The following is an 18,548-nucleotide window of genomic DNA, read 5'->3' as shown; positions in this document are numbered from 1 at the left end:
TCATGCGTCTTCCCCCTTGCCGCCCATTAGCTCGAACTCACGCCAGATATCGTGGAACAATTCGTGGAATCCCGGCATTTCCCTCGCCTGGAGCGGCAGAGTCCGCCGGATTTCTTCCGGAATTACTATTTCCCGCCGGATACGCCCCGGCCTGGGCTCCAGCAGAATAATCCGGTCACTCATCGCGATAGCTTCCGTAATATCGTGGGTTACGAGAATCGCGGTTTTGTCGCGATCACGGAGCGTCTGTATGACGAGATCTTCCAGCTGCAGCTTGGTCTGGTAGTCAAGAGCGGAGAAGGGTTCGTCCAGCAGCAGAAGTTCCGGCTCTGTAGCAAGCGTGCGGACCAAGGCGACACGCTGCCTCATTCCTCCAGACAGCTGGGATGGCCGGTACGTCCGGTACCGGGATAACCCCATCTCTTCCAGCAGATGAGCCACATACGCCTCCGTCTCCATGTTAAGGCGGCCCAGAAGCTGAAGACCGATGATGCTGTTATCATAAATGGTCCGCCACGGGAACAAGTAGTCCTGCTGCAGCATATAGCCGACCTCCGGTGTCGGAGAAGTAATGGATTTTCCGTTGATCCGCACCTCTCCTTGAGTCGGTTGAATAAGGCCGGCGATAATGGACAGCAAGGTGGTTTTGCCGCAGCCGCTCGGACCGAGCAGACTCACGAATTCACCTGGATGAACCGTCAATTGAACATCCTCGAGCGCCATATTCGCCTGATCATCGGACACATACACGTGGGACATTCCGCCGATCTGTACCGTAGCCTCCATGTTCGTTCCTCCTTTGCGGCAAAGCATCCTGCAGAACAGAAACAGGGATTTCCTGCCTTTACAGAAAACCCTGTCAGTCCTTGGGCCTATTCGTCCTCTGTACAAACTGAAGGACTGTATCCGCCATTATTTCACCGTACTTTTCGCTTTCTCGGCAAACGTATTATCCACCAGCTTGCTCCACTGCGCTTTCTGCTTCAATTCACCCGCCTGGGTCATGATATCCTGCAGATTGTTCCATTCCTGCTCATCAATAACAGGATCCGTGGCGAATGAGCCCTGCTCTTTGTAGCGCTTCACCACACTTCTCACAATCTCGATATCTGTATCTTCAAAATACGGAAGGACTGCACTGGCAATCTCGTTGACGCTTTTCTGATCCACCCATGACTGGGCACGCTGAACGGCGTTCGTGAACTTCTGCACCGCGTTAGGGTTCTGCTTTATGAAGCTTTGCTTTGCCATAAACACGGTATAGGGCAGTTTCCCGCTCTCCACTCCGAAAGATGCCAATACGCGGCCCCTGCCTTCTTTTTCAAAAACAGATGCTTGCGGTTCAAAGAGCTGTACATATTCACCCGTACCGGATGAGAAGGCGGAAGCGATATTAGCGAAATCAATGTTCTGGATCAGATTCAAATCTCGATGAGGGTCGATTCCATTCTTACGCAGTGTAAACTCTCCTGCCATTTGCGGCATTCCGCCTTTTCGCTGACCAAGGAAGGTGCTGCCCTTCAGCAATTCCCATTTAAAATCAGGATTCGGCCCACGCGATACGAGGAAAGTTCCGTCTGTCTGGGTCATCTGCGCAAAATTAACGACGGGATCGTCACTTCCCTGCTGATACACGTAAATGGATGTTTCGGAACCGACAAGACCTACATCAATACCGCCTGACAGGAGCGCGGTCATCGTTTTGTCTCCCCCGGCCGTTGTTATCAATTCGATTTCCAGTCCCTCGTCCTTAAAAAAACCTTGAGAAAGCGCGACATACTGTGGCGCATAGAAGATGGAACGCGTAACTTCACCGATCCGGATTTTGCTGACTTCTTCCTGTTTCGAGCAGCCCGGCAGAGTCAATCCCGCCAACAGCAACACCGACAGCAGGAGGAAGACGATAGATCTTCGTTTCATGGCGTCTCCTCCATTTCATTCCTACTTATTGTCAGCATATGCGAGTGCGGAATAGTTGGTTAAAGAACGACGACTCCTCCAATAAAAAAACACCCTCAGGAGTGTTTCTCAAAAATCGGACCCTAGACTGCCGCTCTCCACCTGAAAACAAAAAAATCCCTGCTTAACCCGAACCGTACAAGGTCTGGTTAAGCAGGGATTCGGAAGATACTCATTCGATCTGGAATCCATCACTATTCATATGGCCTGACTCACTAGGGGCACGCTTCAACCCGTTCAGCTCAAACCGTATAACGGTTTGTACTTATCCTTCAAATAATCGACCAAATACTGCGGGTTCAGATCCTCACCGGTCACACGGCGGATAATTTCGTTTGGTGTCTGAGATTTGCCGTATTTATAAATATGCTCGGATAAGAACTCCTTGATGGGGGCGAAATCCCCTTTTGCCAGAAGCTCATCGAATTGAGGAATTTCTTGGCGAAGCGTATGTGCGAATTGCGCCGCATACATATTGCCAAGAGCATAGGATGGGAAGTAACCGAACGAACCTCCGGCCCAGTGAACATCCTGCAGGACGCCTTCTGCGTCATTGTCCGGCTCTACTCCCAAGTATTCACGATACTTGGCATTCCAGACTTGCGGCAGATCAGCCACACTAAATTCTCCGCTGAACAGGCCTTTTTCAATTTCATACCGAATCATGATATGCAGGTTATAGGTCAATTCATCCGCTTCGATTCGTACCAGAGACGGCTCAGTGTGGTTGACCGCCCTGTAGAAAGCGTCCTCCGGCACATCGTCCAGCTGCCCCGGGAACGTACGCTGCAAGTCGCCGTAATAGCGGGACCAGAACTCACGGCTGCGCCCCACCATGTTCTCCCAGAAACGGGATTGCGACTCGTGAATCCCCATTGAAGTTCCCGTACATAAATTCGTCCCGATCAGATCCGGAGAAATATTCTGCTCATACAGCGCGTGACCGCATTCATGGATCGTCCCGAACAGAGCGCTCGTCGCATCCTCCGGAAGATAACGGGTCGTGATGCGTACATCGCCGGGATTGAGTCCGGTTGCGAAAGGATGAACCGTCTCATCCAGACGTCCTGCTTCGAAATCATATCCGAGTTCCTTCAATATAAGTAGGCTGAACTGCTTCTGCTTAGCAGCATCAAATTTTTGGCGCAGGAAAGAACGATCCGGCTTCTCCGCCTTTTGAATCTCTGCCAGAAGCGGAACCACTTCTTGACGGAGAGCACCGAAAACTTCATCCAATTTCTCAACCGTCATGCCGGGTTCGTACATATCCAGAAGCGTGTTGTATTTGTGTCCTTCGTAACCCCAAAGCTCCACAAATTTTAAATTTGTATCGACGATTTTCTCCAGGTAAGGCTGGAACATAGCAAAATCAGACGTTTCCTTCGCTTCTTCCCACTTGCTTTCGGCTTGAGAAGTCAAGACCACGTATTCCTGGTACATCGCAGGCGGGATTTTCTTGCTGCGGTCGTATTCTTTCTTGGCTTCGCCGACGATGCGCTGGTTCGTTTCATCCAATTGCTGTTGGTGGTCCGGTTCAGTAAAGTAATCGAGATATTCGCCCATCTCTTCGGAAACAGATAGTTTGAAAGCCTCGGTAGAGAGTTCTCCAATCACTTCGGAACGCTCATTCATGCCTTTCTTAGGCGCCCCCGTGCGTAAATCCCAGTATATAAGGCCGACTGCCTCTTCATAATGTTTGATTTTACGTATGTATTTACGGAATTCATCCAGTTTGCCCTGATAATCGGTTTGGCTCATGGTGGATTCTCCTTTCGTAACTAATAAGTTCTTTTAATCATACTTTCTAGGCGCGGGATAATCAAATTCATCAGATTGTGGTACAATCAGAAAAGGAGGGATCATCGTATGTATCTTCATTTTAGCGAGTCAGCGATCCAAGAGATCAACCGGCGTATCCCGCCTAATGCCATTATCAGACTTGTGTGGGATGTAGAAGGCTGCGGTTGCGCTTTAAGTGGAGTTGCCGCTCTTCATGCGCAGAATACACGTACGCCTGACGATGTGGATGCTGAAAGCAACGCGTTCACGGTTCAGTACGACCCGCGCAAGGAAGTGTTTTTCGAAGACAGAATGACGGTTGACTATCAGCCCAGCCGCGGCTCCTTCATTCTGAAAAGCAGCCAGCAGACCTATAACGCAGCCATGCGTCTGGTCAGCTTCTGCGCCTAGAACTGCCTGAATTACCCATGTACTAAAGATGAGATGAATCGGAGGATGGACAATGAGTTTGGTATCTGAAATCATGACGTATAATGAATCATTTGTACAAGAAAAGCAGTACGAGAAATTTGTAACCACCAAATTTCCCGATAAACGGATGGTTATCCTAACTTGTATGGATACCCGCCTTGTAGAGCTTTTACCGAAAGCGATGAATTTGCGCAATGGGGACTCCAAAATCATTAAGAATGCCGGGGCACTCGTCTCCCACCCGTTCGGCAGTATTATGCGCAGCATTATTGTCGCCGTGTACGAGCTGGACGCCGATGAAATCCTGGTTATCGGGCACCGCGATTGCGGTATGACAGGTCTGAACTCCTCGAATGTGCTTCGCAAAGCACAAGAAAGAGGCGTGAAGCCCGAAGTGCTCGATACACTCAAAAATTCCGGCATCAAACTGGATAATTGGCTGACCGGGTTCGATCATGTGGATGAAGCGGTGATCGGAAGCGTCAATATTATCCGGAATCACCCTTTGCTGCCCAAAAACCTCCCTGTACACGGACTCGTGATGAATCCGCACACAGGCAAACTTGATCTTCTTGAAGAAGGCTATGATGTGACCAATAAAAGTTCTATCGGAATTGAGGAATTTCCTTTCATCTAATCCTCATGCTCGCCGGATATAAATCCAAAATAAGCCCCAGGCACCCCATAGAAAAAGACATGAAGATATAAAATCCCCATGCCTTATTCTATGGGGTATTTGAAGTCTTTACGCCTCCCAGTTTCTTATAACTGACCCCTACGATAACTAAACCTAATAAGTACACAACCGCAAAGCCCGATGTCATCCAAAGCGCTGAAAGCGTCCCCCAATCGTCCATTACATACCCGATCAGGGCCGGCAATACCGCTCCGCCTAAACCGGCCAGCCCTGTAATCAGACTCGTAACGAGCCTCGCCATGCCAGGAAAAGTATGATTCGCATACACCATCGTGATGGAATAAACACCCGACAGGAATAAACCCAGCAGGACAATCAGCGCATACCCCGCCCAAATATTACGCAGCAGAATGAAGGCAGCCAGCACGACAAAACTTCCGGACAAGGATACGAACAAGAACTTGCTGTAGGTTACTTTGCGGATAATCCATCCGGTTACAAGACGGCCCAGTACCATGGCGGCCCAGAAAATACCGATGCTGAGTGAAGCATACGCAGGAACCGCTTCGAGGTAGGTGATGAAGATAGACGATAGAAAATTATTCATCGTACCTTCAATGCCGCAGTATACGAAAATCATAAATCCGAACAGCGTAAGCAGCAGCACTTTGATCCGAGGCGTCATATTCTCCGGCGGAGCCACATTAGCTGCATCTTGAGGCGCTGCATGATCCACATCGGACAAGGAGTATGCAATCACACTCCATACAACAGCCATAAGGAGAGCCGTTACTCCGGTGAGCAGAAAAACAAACCGCCACTCGCCCGCCGAAATCAGCAAGCTCGAGAGCAGGGGCATGATTAGGGCACCCAAGCCGAAAGAAACTTCCAGGTAGCTCATTACAACCGCCCTACGGCCGACAAACACTTCCATCATTAATGTAGCGACGACAATCTCCACGGAAGCGGCGCCCAGAGAGTTCAGGAAGTTCAGCACGACTAGAGCGGGAAAAGGCGGCAAGGACCACATGCCTACTTGTGCCAGTGCGATTACCACACAGGCAAGTGCTAATATCCGTTTTTCGCTAAAGCGGCTGAGCAAGAAGGATGAGACGGGCACTCCGATCAGGAATCCGATCGCCCCCCAAAAAACTAATTGTCCCCCCATTGTGTAGGAGACGCCGTAGTGCGTCAGAATTTGCGGGAGAACAGAGCCGATTGTCGTAATAACAAGGCCTGCCAGAAAATACATGACATAAGATGCTTGAGCAAAACGTTTCAAAAGAGGACTCACTCCTGGTATCAGGTTATAGGTGCACCTCCTATGCTAGTAGAGAATGCGCGAGAATACAATTATTAATTGAATGGATTTTTTTACCATTTATAATCATTTCTTCACAATTCAAATCTCCAAATATTATTCATGTATAATCAAGCCGCAAACCCTCACCCCTGTAATAACCTGAGGAACTGCTTGCCGCACAATAAGCCGGGCAATGTCAGCTGATTTGGGAGAAATAAACCTAGTCATTCACAGCCTGTCTTTGAATGAATTTCATTCTTACCGTTTGGCTTCTCCATAACCATCTTCCCCTCTGCACAACTTCCTGCACTCAAGCTGTCGTGCACGTTCACGAATAACATTGCTTCGATCTCTAAGCTTATGCTTATCCAGCAGATGCTTGTCAGACAGGTCGCTTGATTTGCCCCACTCCAGTCCCCTTGCCTGACATTCCGCCCGGCATTCCTCCAGAAGATCGAGGTCATTAATCGGAAGATCCAGATCTTGATAGCTGGCTACGCTGCTTTCTACTTCATGCAATCTTTGTTCAATCATAGCCCGTACTAATTCCGGATCCAATCCAAGCTTGTCTTTCGGCATTTGTTCCAAATAACTTAGAGAGCCGCTCAGCATCTTCACTGCGCCTGCCAGGTTCCCTCTCCGCTGATGATACAGACCCACAGCAAGCTGAATCAAACCTACATAGGCATCGGCCAGCGGGTGTGCGCCTGCTTCTTTCCAATATTCTTCCAAGACTTCGTGGCATTCAAAAAAATCCCGGTCCCCGTGAAAATGAACCAAAAAATCGACATAAGCTTGCGGATACTGCTCCAATTCTGGTCCTCCCCGACAGCGTTTTATTTATTTTAACAAGTTTCGAAAAAAAATTGAAACCATGCTGCTTCCTATACGTATAGCATATACGCAGACAATAACTTTGTCGCACACACATTAAAGGGGGAAGCTTACATTGAAGAAATTGTTACTGCTAGTTATGGCCTGCATGCTCACCTTCACGATGACACTGCCGGGTACAGTTGAAGCTAAGAAATCCTACAGCTCGACTAAAAAATCTTATACACCTTCGGCACCGAAAAGCAATTCTACGAATAACTCCGTAAATAAATCGGATGCCAATACATCTTCGACTAACAAAGCGAACACTACAGCAGCAACGAAGAAACCCGGCTTTTTCAGCGGCGGTTTGATGAAAGGTCTACTGATCGGCGGTATCGCCGGCATGTTGTTCGGCGGTCTGTTCGGCGGCATGGGCATGCTGGGTAACATCCTTGGATTGATGGTTAACCTGCTTGCTATTCTTGTACTCGTTATGGTAATCCGCCGTATCGTTGTTTACTTCATGGACAAGCGCAAAGCCAACAAGCTCAAAGAGAAGCATAACCTGACATGAAGCTAAACGAACAGGAAATCACGAACGCGTTATGCCTGAATATGGCGCAGCGCAAACAGTTAAATCCCTCACAGGTAGAAGTAGTTCTCATGTGGGACGAAGATCTCGGCTTTTCCGCCGAAGTGTTTGCTGAAGGACGCAACCAGATCCTGATTGAAGCGAATATCCATGAAGCGCTCATGCAGTTCCTGGCCCAGCAGCAAATCCGCGTTTTCCGCGAACAGATCCGCTTAGAGCTTGAAGATGAAATCGTGGCTTACATTTCGGAATAATTATTTAATGACAGAAGCCTCCTCGGGATTATTCCCGGGGAGGTTTTTTTGCGTGGCAAGCAGCGTCCCTAGAACTTGATTATTGTGGCATAGTTCAATCACTTGTCCTGTAACAGCTAGCTGCACGATCCCTGGATTGACAGCGGTAAGGTCGATTTGGTATTGCCAAACCGCAGGCAAACAGCTGTTTTGCTTCTTTTTGCCTGTAAAGCGCAACTAAACAGGGGTTCTTTGCGTCCAATAGTAGGAAGATTGATAGAAAGAGGCGTGATAGATGAAAGCAATGCGTTGGATACTAACAGGAGCCATCGTCGTCAGTCTTGTTACCCCGCTTGGAGCACAAGCAGCAGACAAAACTACCAAATACCGCGTATACCAGAACAACAAAATCCTGGTTGAAATGTCCGACTATGAACAAGCCAAGGCTTATGCCCAGCAATTTAAAAATTCATATGTCGAAGATATTTCTTCCCGCAACTGGCTATGGAACAACTTCCCCCGCTATCAGGTTTTTCAGTATGATGCGACCCTGCCCGAATGGACATTCTCTACGCTGGAGGCTGCAATTACCGAAGCGAGGCGCTGGGGCCATGCCAGTGTCCGGGATTTGCAAAGCGGCGGCTGGGCTTGGAATAACTACCCCAAATACCGGGTCTATCAAGGAGATAACACTCTGAGTGGATGGGAGTTCCTTACTCTCGACGAGGCTAAGAACGAAGCCCGCAAATGGCGCCATTCTCATATCCTGGATCTCAATTCGAATACTTGGATCTGGGACAACATCAGTGACGCCGATAAGAAACAGATGCGCGCCGGTAAAGGAATCTATCAAGTCTATCAAGGGACAACGACCGATAATTCCTGGAATTTCGCTTACCTGGAAGACGCTGTTGCCAAAGCCGTACAGCTTAAAGGCTCTTCTATTATCCGCGCCTCCGATAACAAAGTCATTTACCAGAGCGAAATTCGTTATAAAGTCTACCAGAATGATGTGTTTCTGAGCGAGTTCGTCTCTCTCGCCGATGCGCAAGCTTATGCCGCACGCTGGGCTCATAGCGAAATCTCACTCGATGGCAAAATCATCTGGAGCAATTATCCTTATTATCAGGTATTGCAGAATAATTCTCTTATCGGGGATTTTAATACCATTCCTAAAGCGCTGGAATATGCCAAAAATTACTCCAATACAACGATTCGTACCCTGGACCGTAAAGTGATCTGGGATAACCTGCGCAAGCTTCAATATTGGGGTTGGACAGGCTCCTCCGCTGCCGCCACTGTGCAGGCCCAGGCTGCGGCGACTACAGGACTCGATGTCGTATCTCCAACCTACTTCCAGCTAATGGATGCGACAGGCAAAGTCGACGACAAATCCGATGCGGCAACCGTGGAATTATTGAAGAAGCAGGGTTTCACCGTCTATCCCCTCATCAACAACCAGTTTAATGCACAGCTTACAACCGCATTTCTGGCCGATCAAGGTGCCGTAGACCGATTCATCAAGCAGATTGTCGACAAGGCGGCACAGCTCAAAGTGGACGGTCTTAACCTGGATTTTGAAAGTCTGGACGGCAAGGACAGGGAACGCTTCAGCGCTTTTGTCAAAAAGTTCGCAGATGCTGCCCGTCAGAAGAAATTGAACGTCTCCATTGATCTGCCCCGCGGCAGCATCAAATGGAATGCCAAAACGGCTTTTGACCACGAGAAGCTCGCTTCTTACGTAGACTACGTCGTTATTATGGCCTACGACCAATACTATAAAGGCAGCACAGAACCCGGTTCCGTATCCGGACTTCCTTGGGCCGAACAGGGCGTCATAGAATTCTTGAGCTATGGAATACCAAGAGATAAGCTCATCATGGGAATCCCGTACTACGTCCGGGATTGGACGCTCGATGCCGCAGGCAAGCTCGTGGCGAACAAAACCGTCCTGCTTAAAGATATTCCCAAACTGATGACGGAGAAAAAAGCCGTCAAAACATGGGACAACGAATTTAAGCAGTACCGCGTTGAGTACACCGAGAATGGCCAGAAGCACGTATTCTGGCTGGAAGACCATGACACCGTCAAACAGAGACTTGGGATCGCGCACAAGTATGACCTCGCCGGTGTCGCAGCCTGGAGGCTCGGGTACGATACTCCCGAGCTGTGGAACATGATGCTGCAGGAGAAGTAGCAGCATCGTAGGATAGACAGGGGCCCCTCGGGCCGCCCTGTCGTGTAAGTGAAAGGTGACGATTCTGATTGCTGGAATCGTCACCTTTTTTATGTAAGGATAAGCATTATGATGATGCACAGCCTCTGTTTCAGGTCCCCGATTAAGACCGCGCTTAACCCCCCGCCCGTCTCAGCCAGTATCTCCCTTTATTCGCCCAGCTGACAAGTTTACCCGGATTCACCGTCACCTGAAGGAAACCATACAGCAGCATCACATTGCGTATAAGGACACTTAGTTCACCGCTGTCGACCACCCACGACAATCCCAAACCGAAGACAAGCAAAGTCCAGAAAACAAAGAGAGAACTTGAAATCGTACGGGTCCCTATTCTTATTCCTCTAAGACGCTGCAAGATGATACTAACCGACATCAAATGAATGACAAACATGGTATAAAGCCCTTCTGAACCCGCCCATTTAGTAACATCCAGTGTAAATAATTGATCGGCGGAATAGCCGGGCGAGAACCTTATCATTACAAACAGCAGGAATCCGGCATAGCAAACGGCGGTAGCGATCAGTTGGATACGCGGATGGTGAAACCTGAGAATAACGAAATGATACAGCAGCGTACAAAGAGACAGCACAAGGAGCGGCGCTCCAATAAACAGGAAACTGAAACGGGCTCCGATTAGCAGATAAGGCCCCGTCACACATCCGATCAGAACCAGAAGCCATACAAATGCTTCCTTGAGGGCTTTATGCACGGGCGGCTGCATTTGGCCGCGAATCAGCTCCGGACTGCCGAATTGATGCAGAGCATACCGGATCGCTTCCTCCTCCGTATTTCCCTGCGATATTTGACTTTGTATGCTCTCGCATAGATGCTGGCGCCACTCCTCTTTCAGTTCTTCCTTTTCCTCAGTTGATGCAGGATAAGGAATCAGCAGTTCGTTCAAATAGTTTTCGACTGCAGGGTATGTGTAGTGTTGTTGGATTCGGAAGTGGTTGATGTGGGTGTCTTTGATGTGGGTGTCTGAGTGAATACATTCATTGTTGAATACTGCCTCTATATTGGATTCATCGGGCTCATGAGAGCCAGCAGGCTTTGTTTGCAATGCTTTTGAGGCAGTTTCGTTGCTTTTGGTTTTAAGCGATGTCATATCGTGTGACGAGGACTTTTCAAGCGGAAATTTGTTCGTTTTACCCATGGCGATCCCCCACTAACCGGTTCATGACTTTTTGAAAAGCAGACCACTCCCCGCTCAAATCCTTCAGCGCCCTATGTCCGGTCACGGTAATCTTGTAGTATTTGCGCCTCGGACCCTCGCTGGACGTTTCCCAGTAACTCTCCACAAGCCCCTGAGTTTCCAGCCTCTTCAGAGCAGGGTACAGCGTTCCCTCCCGGAAACGGAGATAGCCTTCCGACTCCCTCTCGATCCGCTGCGCGATCTCATAGCCGTACATGTTCTCGTCAGCCAGTAGAGAAAGAAGAATAACTTCGGTACTTCCTTTGATCAGATCGGTTTTTGATGTCATCTTGCTCACCTCGAGTTCATTCTTGCTATATCGTAATGCGACATAGCAAGTTTTACTATATCGTAACCCAATGTAGTGGAAGTGTAAAGGGGATTTATAGCTAGGCTGTAGAGGGGATTGGTTACGTTTTATCTCAGAAGAGAAAGCAAATTTACTATATATTAGCGTTTTGCTGTTATGTAAGTGAACCTCTTCAAGGACATCTAATCATAGTAAAAAACCTAGCTCAGCTTCTGCTTGAAGCAGACTAGGTTCGTATAAAGTGCCACAGTTGATAAGAAAAATCTAGTCGCCTTGAACTGACGATCCGCTCTATATTACAACGGTTATAGCCTTATATTGCATATCGCCATATAGACGTGATCTATATCCGGGTGTTCTTCTAGTCTACTTTTAATGCGACGAAACCTCGGTTTTGGATATCAGCTATTTTTTCATCATAGTTTGCTTGACAGGATTAGTCAACTAGTTTTATGGCTTCTGTTATGCCATTAATTCTCCTGTGTTTATCAACTGCATTTATGTATCTCTCAATATCGATCTTTACAGTTTTATTAAAAACTTCGTTTGTCTTTCCATTTGACTTTTCAATAATTATTAAATCAATAGTTTCAATCTCATATTCTGAATCAATCTTATGATTAGCTAAATATAATTCAATTTCATAAAAGCCATCTTTTAATTTTGGAGTTATTATATAATCTTTATATTGAAAGAATTCACTGTTATTAATGCTGTTAATCATTTCTGATTTAGAGGGAGAGTAGTACAGCTTATTTTTATAAATTCTAATACTTTTTTGCATATTGAGAAATCCATAAGGAAGATTGTATTTGTTAATATATTTATAATAATATCCTTCAGCTTTAATAAACGTACTGATCATGGTTGAGAACGTCTTTTCAGTAAAATCAATACATGTAATTCTCCTAATTTCATTATAAAGTACCACCGGATAATTCTTAATTAATCCAACAATTTCATTACTCCTATTCTTACTTCTATGCTTCGAACTTCCACCAAATTTGGCCGGATTGCCCAGAGGGCAATCGTCATATGATTCTTGACTATACTCAGCTAAATTAGTGACGCTATACTTGCAATGCTTTGCATGTACTGGCATTTTATTCTTATTCTCATCTAAGGTTTTATCAACATAAAGATTAACAATAATAATAGGGTTTTTACAAGCAGGACACACTGCATAATACTTCATTACTTTATTTACTTCGACATAAAAAGGATCTGTCTTTCTAGTATTGTATTCATAATTTTTCACTGTTAGTTCTATTGGTCTGTCGTCCTGCTGATTTATTTGAAATACGTCCATTTTTATGCCCCTCACAAAAACATAGTATATTTGAGTACTCGATATTCCGTGAACGTTAATATGTAAATGCATCTTCCTACCAGTATAAAAATATTACATCTGGTATATCTCTCAGCCATCCAATAAGAATCGTATTTCTATATGATATAAAACAAGCATTATACTCATACAAATTTCTTTATTTCAACAGATGTGCAAAAATCATCATTTATTTTTACAAGTACAATTATAAAGAATCTCAAGAAAATAAAATAATTTTGATTGTGTAACCTTTCCTCCTCTCCGCTTCTAGGTTGTGTATGACTATAACGGTTCCTCAAATCTAATCCATTATTAAATTGTGACTTATTAAGAATATAATTTATATAGTCCTGTTCTGGTCTAGAGAAAAGAGTACTCTCAAATTCAATTAAACTTCTATTCTTTAGTTCTTCTATTATGTGTCTACCATGATTAGAATATTTCCAATAAACTATCACGTCATTCATATACAAATCATGAAGAATAACAATAAGATGGCCATCATAAAAAACAATATTCTCTTCTTCATCTATCAAAAGATAATTTCGTTCAATGAGCCATTTAATTTTTGAAAGGTTATAGTCTGGAACTTCGTTTATTTTCAGTTCTTCTTCTAACAATAATTCATAAAGATTGCTATAAGATTCTTCTGTCTTGTCATAAAAGCCTAAACTACTCTGATCTGAAAAAAGCAAATAAATGACTGTTTCAAACTCTTGCCCCACACCATAGACAAACTTTTTATCGACTAAAGATGGAATGTTTTTATAAATAAGATGTTCAGAACGTATCTCAAGTAATTCAAAATCAATATTTCCCTCTTCAACAAACAGAACAAATTGCTTTAAAACTGATTCCAAGCCTGGCATAATACTATTGCATTTTTCAAGATAGGTTGAATCTGTTGAGGGCAATGTCACTTTGAAGTTATGAGCATTAAATTCATTCGGAAGATATTCTTCAAAAAACCACTCGATAATTTCCTCTAATCTTATGCCATTGCTGAATAACTGATTATAGTACCCAGCCATTTGGAGTAGTGATAGAATATTTTTCTGTTCAAATGCAAAACCCATATTATAAGCATTTTGGGAAGTTGTTAATAAAAAACGTTCAAACACACCCATCTCACTAGTTTTATTAACAAGTGTACACCGCATATGTAAATCTACAAATTCAAATAAATATATGAAATTATTTAATAGAGTTACATAATCAGAATTATTTTCAATCCATTTTGAACTATAAGTTATAGATAATGAATGTTCTTTATGGCTCATTATAACTTCTTCATCTTGAGCCCCGGAAAAACCAACACTCGTTTCCATAGGTATACCTGAGTTCCCTTCAAAAAAAACCTTTTCTTGTTCTTCTGCCTTCCTTTTTGATCTCAAGATAGTCTTCGGTGAAATTTCAAGTTTATCCTTACTACTTTGAATATTGGCAATAAGGCGAAGATAATTCAAATTAGGATCTTCACTATCTATATAGTTATTGATAATAGTTTCTTTATCTAAATTGCTTAATTCTTTAGGAAAATATATTGAGTCTTTCTCTCTGTGATGTTTTATTTCATATTTGTCTAAAAGCATTTGAGTAGATAAAGTATCAGTTAGCATCTTTTCTCTAATAATCTTTCCAAAGTATTCTGTTATATTTTTGCACTTTAGTAATTCATGCAGCGTTACTTTAGACATATCCATAAACTTTTGAAAGGACTCTTCTGTAATGTCCACATACACTTTCAATTTATCAAACAGTTCCCAAAAATCGTTCTTATAATTAAATTTAACTTCGCTATAAATACTTAGTAGACTAGTACTATCAATTGACTTAACAAACCTAGCAATATTTCCAAAGTATTTATTCACTGACATTTGCAATCGCTCAATAATTTCCGGTGTCCACTCTACAAGATAAATTTTATTATCTAAGTACTTTTTAACATTATAAAGTTCAATAAAGTCGTTAATATCTTTTGCCTCTTTTAACCCTGTATCGTAATCATCAATTAGAGCTATACATTTCCCAAGATTATTCCCATACATTAGGTCATTACTTGAATAATATTTCACACTTTTCATCTTCTGTCCCCTTTGTCCATATAGTATTTTATCCATGGAAATACAAAATATAATAGAATCTAAGAAAATTAAAATAGCTCCCAGTATACCTTAGTTCAAGTACTATTATACTGTAGAGTGAAAAAATTTTACGTATACTAAACCTATATCCACAAAAAAAAACTCCTGCCAAAGTACTAACAGAAGTTTCAATGAATAATTAATCCAAGCGAACATCTAATCAATGCTCCTCTTAGAATTCGTGTTCAAGATGCGATTCTTAAGCAAACGCTCCATAATAACTTCATGTTCCGGGTTTTCAGCTTTTCATGTGTTCCCATGACTTTATTCGTTCTTCTTCGGGTACAAGCTCCACCTAACCACGCTTAGAGCGAGTTTTGCCATAAGTGATGTAACCAATATGGATTCTCTAGCCAGTATACGTTGTACCGTATGTTCGACCCGCCCTTGTTTTTCCATTCGGCTTAATATTATATGGAGTAGGTATCTTTTTATCTTTCAGACAAATAGCAATATGACCAAGCCTAGTCCCGTTCAGGTACTTTTCGCCAATGGCTCAATAAATCGCTCAATATCCATGACACTACATCATAAAGCTGATATTCAACATACCGAAGTGACTTCTGTATTTACTTTCAGGCCTTGATCTTTTCCACAGTAGCTGCTTCTTCGTATAGCCTACAGGTCCAATTTCAGCATGGCCCGGATATTGAACCATACTATCCCAAGCGAGGCCTAGAAGACATAAATCTCCCCAAGGTTCATCATTCTATACAAGACAAACAGGTAACTTAATAAAATAAAAACAAGCCAGAGCGCATGACCATTCCGCGCACCAGCTTGTCCTATTTCAGGTTATTTTGAATGAATTCCCGCTCCGGCTTCTTCAGATACCTTAATGAATTCTCGAAGGAAAACAGGTACATGGATCATTTCTTGCAATAAATTTCTTAGAATGAACTAGGCCCATTCCCAAAATCTATTTCCTTGGCACATTATCATTCTCTCAAGCCAAACGTCAAAACCGTAGTTAAAAATCTGTGATGGTTTTTCAAAAGGTTCTTCGTGGTCTTGAAAAATTAAGTAATTCCCATCTTCTATTTTGTTTTTATCCATTACTAGAAAATCGCCTAGATAATACGCTATAGGAAGTATGTAATCAGGGCATTCCCAAAATGGATCATACAGAATTTGATTGATAGTAAAGAACTCCAATGAAGATCCAGAATCTTTGTGGTAGAATAATTTGGCGCCATTTGTTTTACGTAAAACTGTATATAAGCTTCAGGAAGATTACAATTTTGTGTTGAACTAAGAATAGCTATTTCTTGTTCAGACGCTGGTTTATTAAAAACGTATGTCGATTCATACAAGTAACCATCTTCGCTGATAATCAATCTTTTGTTATCGACATATAAATATTCAACACCTATTAATATATTTTCAACTGATGCCATATAGTGTAAATCTCTCCAATCTTAGCAGCATGCTAAATATCTCCTAATATAGGATGACTGCATACTCAATGATTGTAAACAACAAATAATAAAGTGACCGTCCCATACTAGGGCGGCCAGCTCCAAACTATCCTATACAGTTTATTAAACATAAACTTTCATCCCACTAATCAAGAGAAATCTCAATCACCTCATTGTATTTTTTCAAATAGTGCATGCCTTCAATTAGAAGATATTCCGGAGCAGCGGTTGTGTCAAACAGCAAGGTGTGTTCCTCCATGGTTTTGCCATCTGCTTGATTAACGTAGCCTTTATTTTCTGACGCTTTTAAAGGTGTTGTTCCCGCTCGTGTTACGACAGATAGTCCGTCCAGCCTCATGTCCACTTCTGTGGCTATTTTTATTTCAACTCCCTGCGCAGTTGTTGAGACTTGTTTCACCCTTAGTTCCTTATCTATGAGAATAAATGATGTTTCACCCGTTGAGGCCAGGGATACTTTCTCTTCTAGCTACTGATAGCCGACAAAATCATCTAAGACGATTTGGAGTGAATCCAGTTGTCTGGGCAAGGTCTCAAAGCGAATGTGAAATTCTCTTATATCAGTCAAAGGCTCACTTGTACCATGGATAAGTCCACTCCGAGTTTCCGTTGCTTTTACCGGACTCCCATTAGCTATTAATTGTATTCCTCCTAACGCATTACCAATTTTATAGAGATTGTCGACATCTAAGGTTCCCGTGATTTCCGTCATAATTGGTGTAGCTGTGATCGAGTTGAATGTAACTGTACCCTTGTCGACTGCAATCTTCTTGTTGATCGACTGCTCGATATGAGTCGGCAAAGCTCTATTGGGATTATAAGGGAATGTAATGGATCTTTCTTTTCTTTCACCGTTCTGATGGGTTTCCCAGAAGTGCAGCGTTAATTCTTTTGCAAAAGGGCTCACGCTATCAAAATTCATGGTACCTTTAATCTCGGTATGGTTGTCATTGATGTCGGACACGCCGCCTCTTGAACTTGAATTCGTTAAATACCCCCTTAATCTGTTGGGAGTAAAAAAGCTGACTGTATCGTTGCTCAGCCCATTGGGATTGGTAAATGTATAATACAGGTTCAATTGATTGGCATCGGATATTACTCCGTTAATCGTCATCTCTGTACCGTCTGCTAAACTCATTTTTTTGTCAACTCTTTGGCCCATGCCTTCCTCGTTGAATTGTTTCAGATCTCCATGAATGAATTTATCAAATCCAAAAATTTGTTTGCCGTAATAAGCAAAGGCATTGTAATTGTTGCCGGCTATAACTAGTACCAATAGTACAACGGCTGCGGTTTTCCAGAATGTTGGAATTCGTTTCACCCTTCCGGGAGCAGCCTTATCTAGAGAACTTCTTAATCTTGTTTCCAGCTCTTCTGGCGCTGTAATGGATTCTAAGAGTTTTTTCTCATCAGCTAGTCGTTTCTCGACGTTATCCATCAACTCTCCCCCTTATAATAATCTCTTAGTTTCTTCAATCCTTGAAAAACTCTTGATTTCACGGTTCCAATCGATACGTTCGTCATATCTGCGATGGTTTGGTAGTCAAGATCGTGCAGATATTTAAGCTGGATCGCTTCTTTTTGATGCTGATTAATGTGGATGAATAAGGCCTGGATGTCCATCTGCTGATCACTGCTTATGTAAGGGTCCTTGGTCATAGCCTGTCCCGCTTCTCTTTCATCCGTTCTTTGCAGATCGTCAAGCAATACAACTTTTTTGCGCTTCTGAAGCAAGCTTTTGCAGCTATTCACCAAGATCGTCCTGCTCCAGCTGTAAAAAGCTTCTTCGTTCTTTAGCTGATCGATTTTTTCGTAGAGTCTTACGATCATGTCCTCCATGGCATCCATAGCATCGTGGGTATTTCCCATGTAAGTGTAAGTAAGTTTATAGTAAGCATCTTTTTCAGACAGAATGAGCTGAAGTAACGCTTCTTTATTCCCCCTCTTAGCTTTTTTGACCAACTGAGCAACCTTCATGTCTTCACCTCTCTCCTCTATAAGAGGAAAAATCGCAGTAAAAAGTTCATTTTCCGTTAAAAGCTCTATTTCAAAAGAAGTGTGATCGTCAAATTTACTAAATCCATAAATGAATAAGCTATGCACACACGGTAATACATGTTATTATTTTACATATTTGGGTGACTATAAA

The 18,548-nt window shown here is 43.5% G+C and carries 18 protein-coding genes; 5 read left to right on the top strand and 13 right to left on the bottom strand.

Going from position 1 to position 18,548, the window contains the following annotated elements:
* From AR333_RS11885 to AR333_RS11875, 3 genes are all read right to left on the bottom strand, one after another.
* Positions 1-786, bottom strand: a complete 786-nt coding sequence (locus AR333_RS11885) for an ABC transporter ATP-binding protein (protein WP_068775577.1) — start codon at positions 784-786, stop codon at positions 1-3.
* Positions 787-912: 126 nt separating this feature from the next.
* Complete coding sequence (locus tag AR333_RS11880; protein ID WP_068775576.1) at positions 913-1,920, bottom strand: ABC transporter substrate-binding protein; 1,008 nt, start codon at positions 1,918-1,920, stop codon at positions 913-915.
* Between the two features lie 276 nt (positions 1,921-2,196).
* Positions 2,197-3,717, bottom strand: coding sequence for a carboxypeptidase M32 (locus AR333_RS11875; RefSeq protein ID WP_068775575.1), 1,521 nt, complete (start codon positions 3,715-3,717; stop codon positions 2,197-2,199).
* 108 nt (positions 3,718-3,825) lie between these two features.
* Between AR333_RS11875 and AR333_RS11870 the strand changes: the two genes are divergently transcribed.
* Positions 3,826-4,149 carry an iron-sulfur cluster biosynthesis family protein gene (locus AR333_RS11870; RefSeq protein WP_068775574.1) on the top strand — a complete coding sequence of 108 codons (324 nt, stop codon included), beginning with the start codon at positions 3,826-3,828 and terminating at the stop codon, positions 4,147-4,149.
* A gap of 52 nt (positions 4,150-4,201) precedes the next feature.
* Positions 4,202-4,807 carry a carbonic anhydrase gene (locus AR333_RS11865; RefSeq protein WP_068775573.1) on the top strand — a complete coding sequence of 202 codons (606 nt, stop codon included), beginning with the start codon at positions 4,202-4,204 and terminating at the stop codon, positions 4,805-4,807.
* An 88-nt stretch (positions 4,808-4,895) separates the two neighbouring features.
* Here the strand turns inward: AR333_RS11865 and AR333_RS11860 are convergent, their stop codons facing one another.
* A complete protein-coding gene (locus AR333_RS11860; protein ID WP_068775572.1) occupies positions 4,896-6,089 on the bottom strand; it encodes a sugar MFS transporter in 1,194 nt (397 codons plus the stop codon).
* Between the two features lie 279 nt (positions 6,090-6,368).
* Entirely contained in the window at positions 6,369-6,923 is a 555-nt protein-coding gene (locus tag AR333_RS11855; protein ID WP_068775571.1) for a DUF309 domain-containing protein, read from the bottom strand.
* A gap of 136 nt (positions 6,924-7,059) precedes the next feature.
* Here AR333_RS11855 and AR333_RS11850 point away from each other — a divergent pair, with 136 nt between their 5' ends.
* The 3 genes from AR333_RS11850 to AR333_RS11835 all read left to right on the top strand — a co-directional run bounded on the left by AR333_RS11850 (position 7,060) and on the right by AR333_RS11835 (position 9,948).
* Entirely contained in the window at positions 7,060-7,500 is a 441-nt protein-coding gene (locus AR333_RS11850; RefSeq protein WP_172798844.1) for a hypothetical protein, read from the top strand.
* A complete protein-coding gene (locus AR333_RS11845) occupies positions 7,497-7,772 on the top strand; it encodes a DUF2653 family protein (RefSeq protein ID WP_068775570.1) in 276 nt (91 codons plus the stop codon). The genes AR333_RS11850 and AR333_RS11845 overlap by 4 nt, the downstream gene beginning before the upstream one ends.
* A gap of 274 nt (positions 7,773-8,046) precedes the next feature.
* A complete protein-coding gene (locus AR333_RS11835) occupies positions 8,047-9,948 on the top strand; it encodes a glycosyl hydrolase family 18 protein (protein ID WP_068775568.1) in 1,902 nt (633 codons plus the stop codon).
* A gap of 154 nt (positions 9,949-10,102) precedes the next feature.
* Here AR333_RS11835 and AR333_RS11830 read toward each other — a convergent pair whose 3' ends face one another.
* The 8 genes from AR333_RS11830 to AR333_RS11795 all read right to left on the bottom strand — a co-directional run bounded on the left by AR333_RS11830 (position 10,103) and on the right by AR333_RS11795 (position 18,376).
* A complete protein-coding gene (locus AR333_RS11830) occupies positions 10,103-11,140 on the bottom strand; it encodes a permease prefix domain 1-containing protein (protein WP_068775567.1) in 1,038 nt (345 codons plus the stop codon).
* Entirely contained in the window at positions 11,133-11,468 is a 336-nt protein-coding gene (locus tag AR333_RS11825) for a PadR family transcriptional regulator (protein ID WP_068775566.1), read from the bottom strand. Before AR333_RS11825 ends, AR333_RS11830 begins: the two co-directional genes overlap by 8 nt.
* Before the next feature lie 457 nt (positions 11,469-11,925).
* Positions 11,926-12,798 carry a hypothetical protein gene (locus AR333_RS11820; protein WP_068775565.1) on the bottom strand — a complete coding sequence of 291 codons (873 nt, stop codon included), beginning with the start codon at positions 12,796-12,798 and terminating at the stop codon, positions 11,926-11,928.
* 164 nt (positions 12,799-12,962) lie between these two features.
* Positions 12,963-14,903, bottom strand: a complete 1,941-nt coding sequence (locus tag AR333_RS11815; RefSeq protein WP_253735813.1) for a hypothetical protein — start codon at positions 14,901-14,903, stop codon at positions 12,963-12,965.
* A 960-nt stretch (positions 14,904-15,863) separates the two neighbouring features.
* Positions 15,864-16,019, bottom strand: coding sequence for a hypothetical protein (locus AR333_RS24625; protein WP_156430890.1), 156 nt, complete (start codon positions 16,017-16,019; stop codon positions 15,864-15,866).
* A 507-nt stretch (positions 16,020-16,526) separates the two neighbouring features.
* Positions 16,527-16,799 (bottom strand): hypothetical protein, encoded by a 273-nt coding sequence (locus tag AR333_RS11805; protein WP_068775563.1) that lies wholly within the window; start codon positions 16,797-16,799, stop codon positions 16,527-16,529.
* Between the two features lie 69 nt (positions 16,800-16,868).
* Positions 16,869-17,837, bottom strand: a complete 969-nt coding sequence (locus tag AR333_RS11800; RefSeq protein WP_068775562.1) for a DUF4179 domain-containing protein — start codon at positions 17,835-17,837, stop codon at positions 16,869-16,871.
* Positions 17,837-18,376, bottom strand: a complete 540-nt coding sequence (locus tag AR333_RS11795; RefSeq protein WP_068775561.1) for a sigma-70 family RNA polymerase sigma factor — start codon at positions 18,374-18,376, stop codon at positions 17,837-17,839. The genes AR333_RS11800 and AR333_RS11795 overlap by 1 nt, the downstream gene beginning before the upstream one ends.
* Positions 18,377-18,548 lie beyond the last annotated feature (172 nt).

Origin of the sequence: Paenibacillus sp. FJAT-26967 (genome assembly GCF_001541095.1) — a bacterium.
GTDB lineage: Bacteria > Bacillota > Bacilli > Paenibacillales > NBRC-103111 > Paenibacillus_F.
The sequence above is the reverse complement of the archived record's forward strand: the minus strand, read 5'-3'. Positions and strand labels throughout refer to the sequence as shown.

Excerpts from the sequence above, each read along its gene's own strand:
- AR333_RS24625 (WP_156430890.1), bottom strand. The coding sequence starts at position 16,019 with ATGGATAAAAACAAAATAGAAGATGGGAATTACTTAATTTTTCAAGAC.
- AR333_RS11885 (WP_068775577.1), bottom strand. The coding sequence starts at position 786 with ATGGAGGCTACGGTACAGATCGGCGGAATGTCCCACGTGTATGTGTCC.
- AR333_RS11830 (WP_068775567.1), bottom strand. The coding sequence starts at position 11,140 with ATGGGTAAAACGAACAAATTTCCGCTTGAAAAGTCCTCGTCACACGAT.
- AR333_RS11870 (WP_068775574.1), top strand. The coding sequence starts at position 3,826 with ATGTATCTTCATTTTAGCGAGTCAGCGATCCAAGAGATCAACCGGCGT.
- AR333_RS11835 (WP_068775568.1), top strand. The coding sequence starts at position 8,047 with ATGAAAGCAATGCGTTGGATACTAACAGGAGCCATCGTCGTCAGTCTT.
- AR333_RS11820 (WP_068775565.1), bottom strand. The coding sequence starts at position 12,798 with ATGGACGTATTTCAAATAAATCAGCAGGACGACAGACCAATAGAACTA.
- AR333_RS11880 (WP_068775576.1), bottom strand. The coding sequence starts at position 1,920 with ATGAAACGAAGATCTATCGTCTTCCTCCTGCTGTCGGTGTTGCTGTTG.
- AR333_RS11815 (WP_253735813.1), bottom strand. The coding sequence starts at position 14,903 with ATGAAAAGTGTGAAATATTATTCAAGTAATGACCTAATGTATGGGAAT.
- AR333_RS11795 (WP_068775561.1), bottom strand. The coding sequence starts at position 18,376 with ATGAAGGTTGCTCAGTTGGTCAAAAAAGCTAAGAGGGGGAATAAAGAA.
- AR333_RS11800 (WP_068775562.1), bottom strand. The coding sequence starts at position 17,837 with ATGGATAACGTCGAGAAACGACTAGCTGATGAGAAAAAACTCTTAGAA.
- AR333_RS11865 (WP_068775573.1), top strand. The coding sequence starts at position 4,202 with ATGAGTTTGGTATCTGAAATCATGACGTATAATGAATCATTTGTACAA.
- AR333_RS11845 (WP_068775570.1), top strand. The coding sequence starts at position 7,497 with ATGAAGCTAAACGAACAGGAAATCACGAACGCGTTATGCCTGAATATG.
- AR333_RS11875 (WP_068775575.1), bottom strand. The coding sequence starts at position 3,717 with ATGAGCCAAACCGATTATCAGGGCAAACTGGATGAATTCCGTAAATAC.
- AR333_RS11825 (WP_068775566.1), bottom strand. The coding sequence starts at position 11,468 with ATGACATCAAAAACCGATCTGATCAAAGGAAGTACCGAAGTTATTCTT.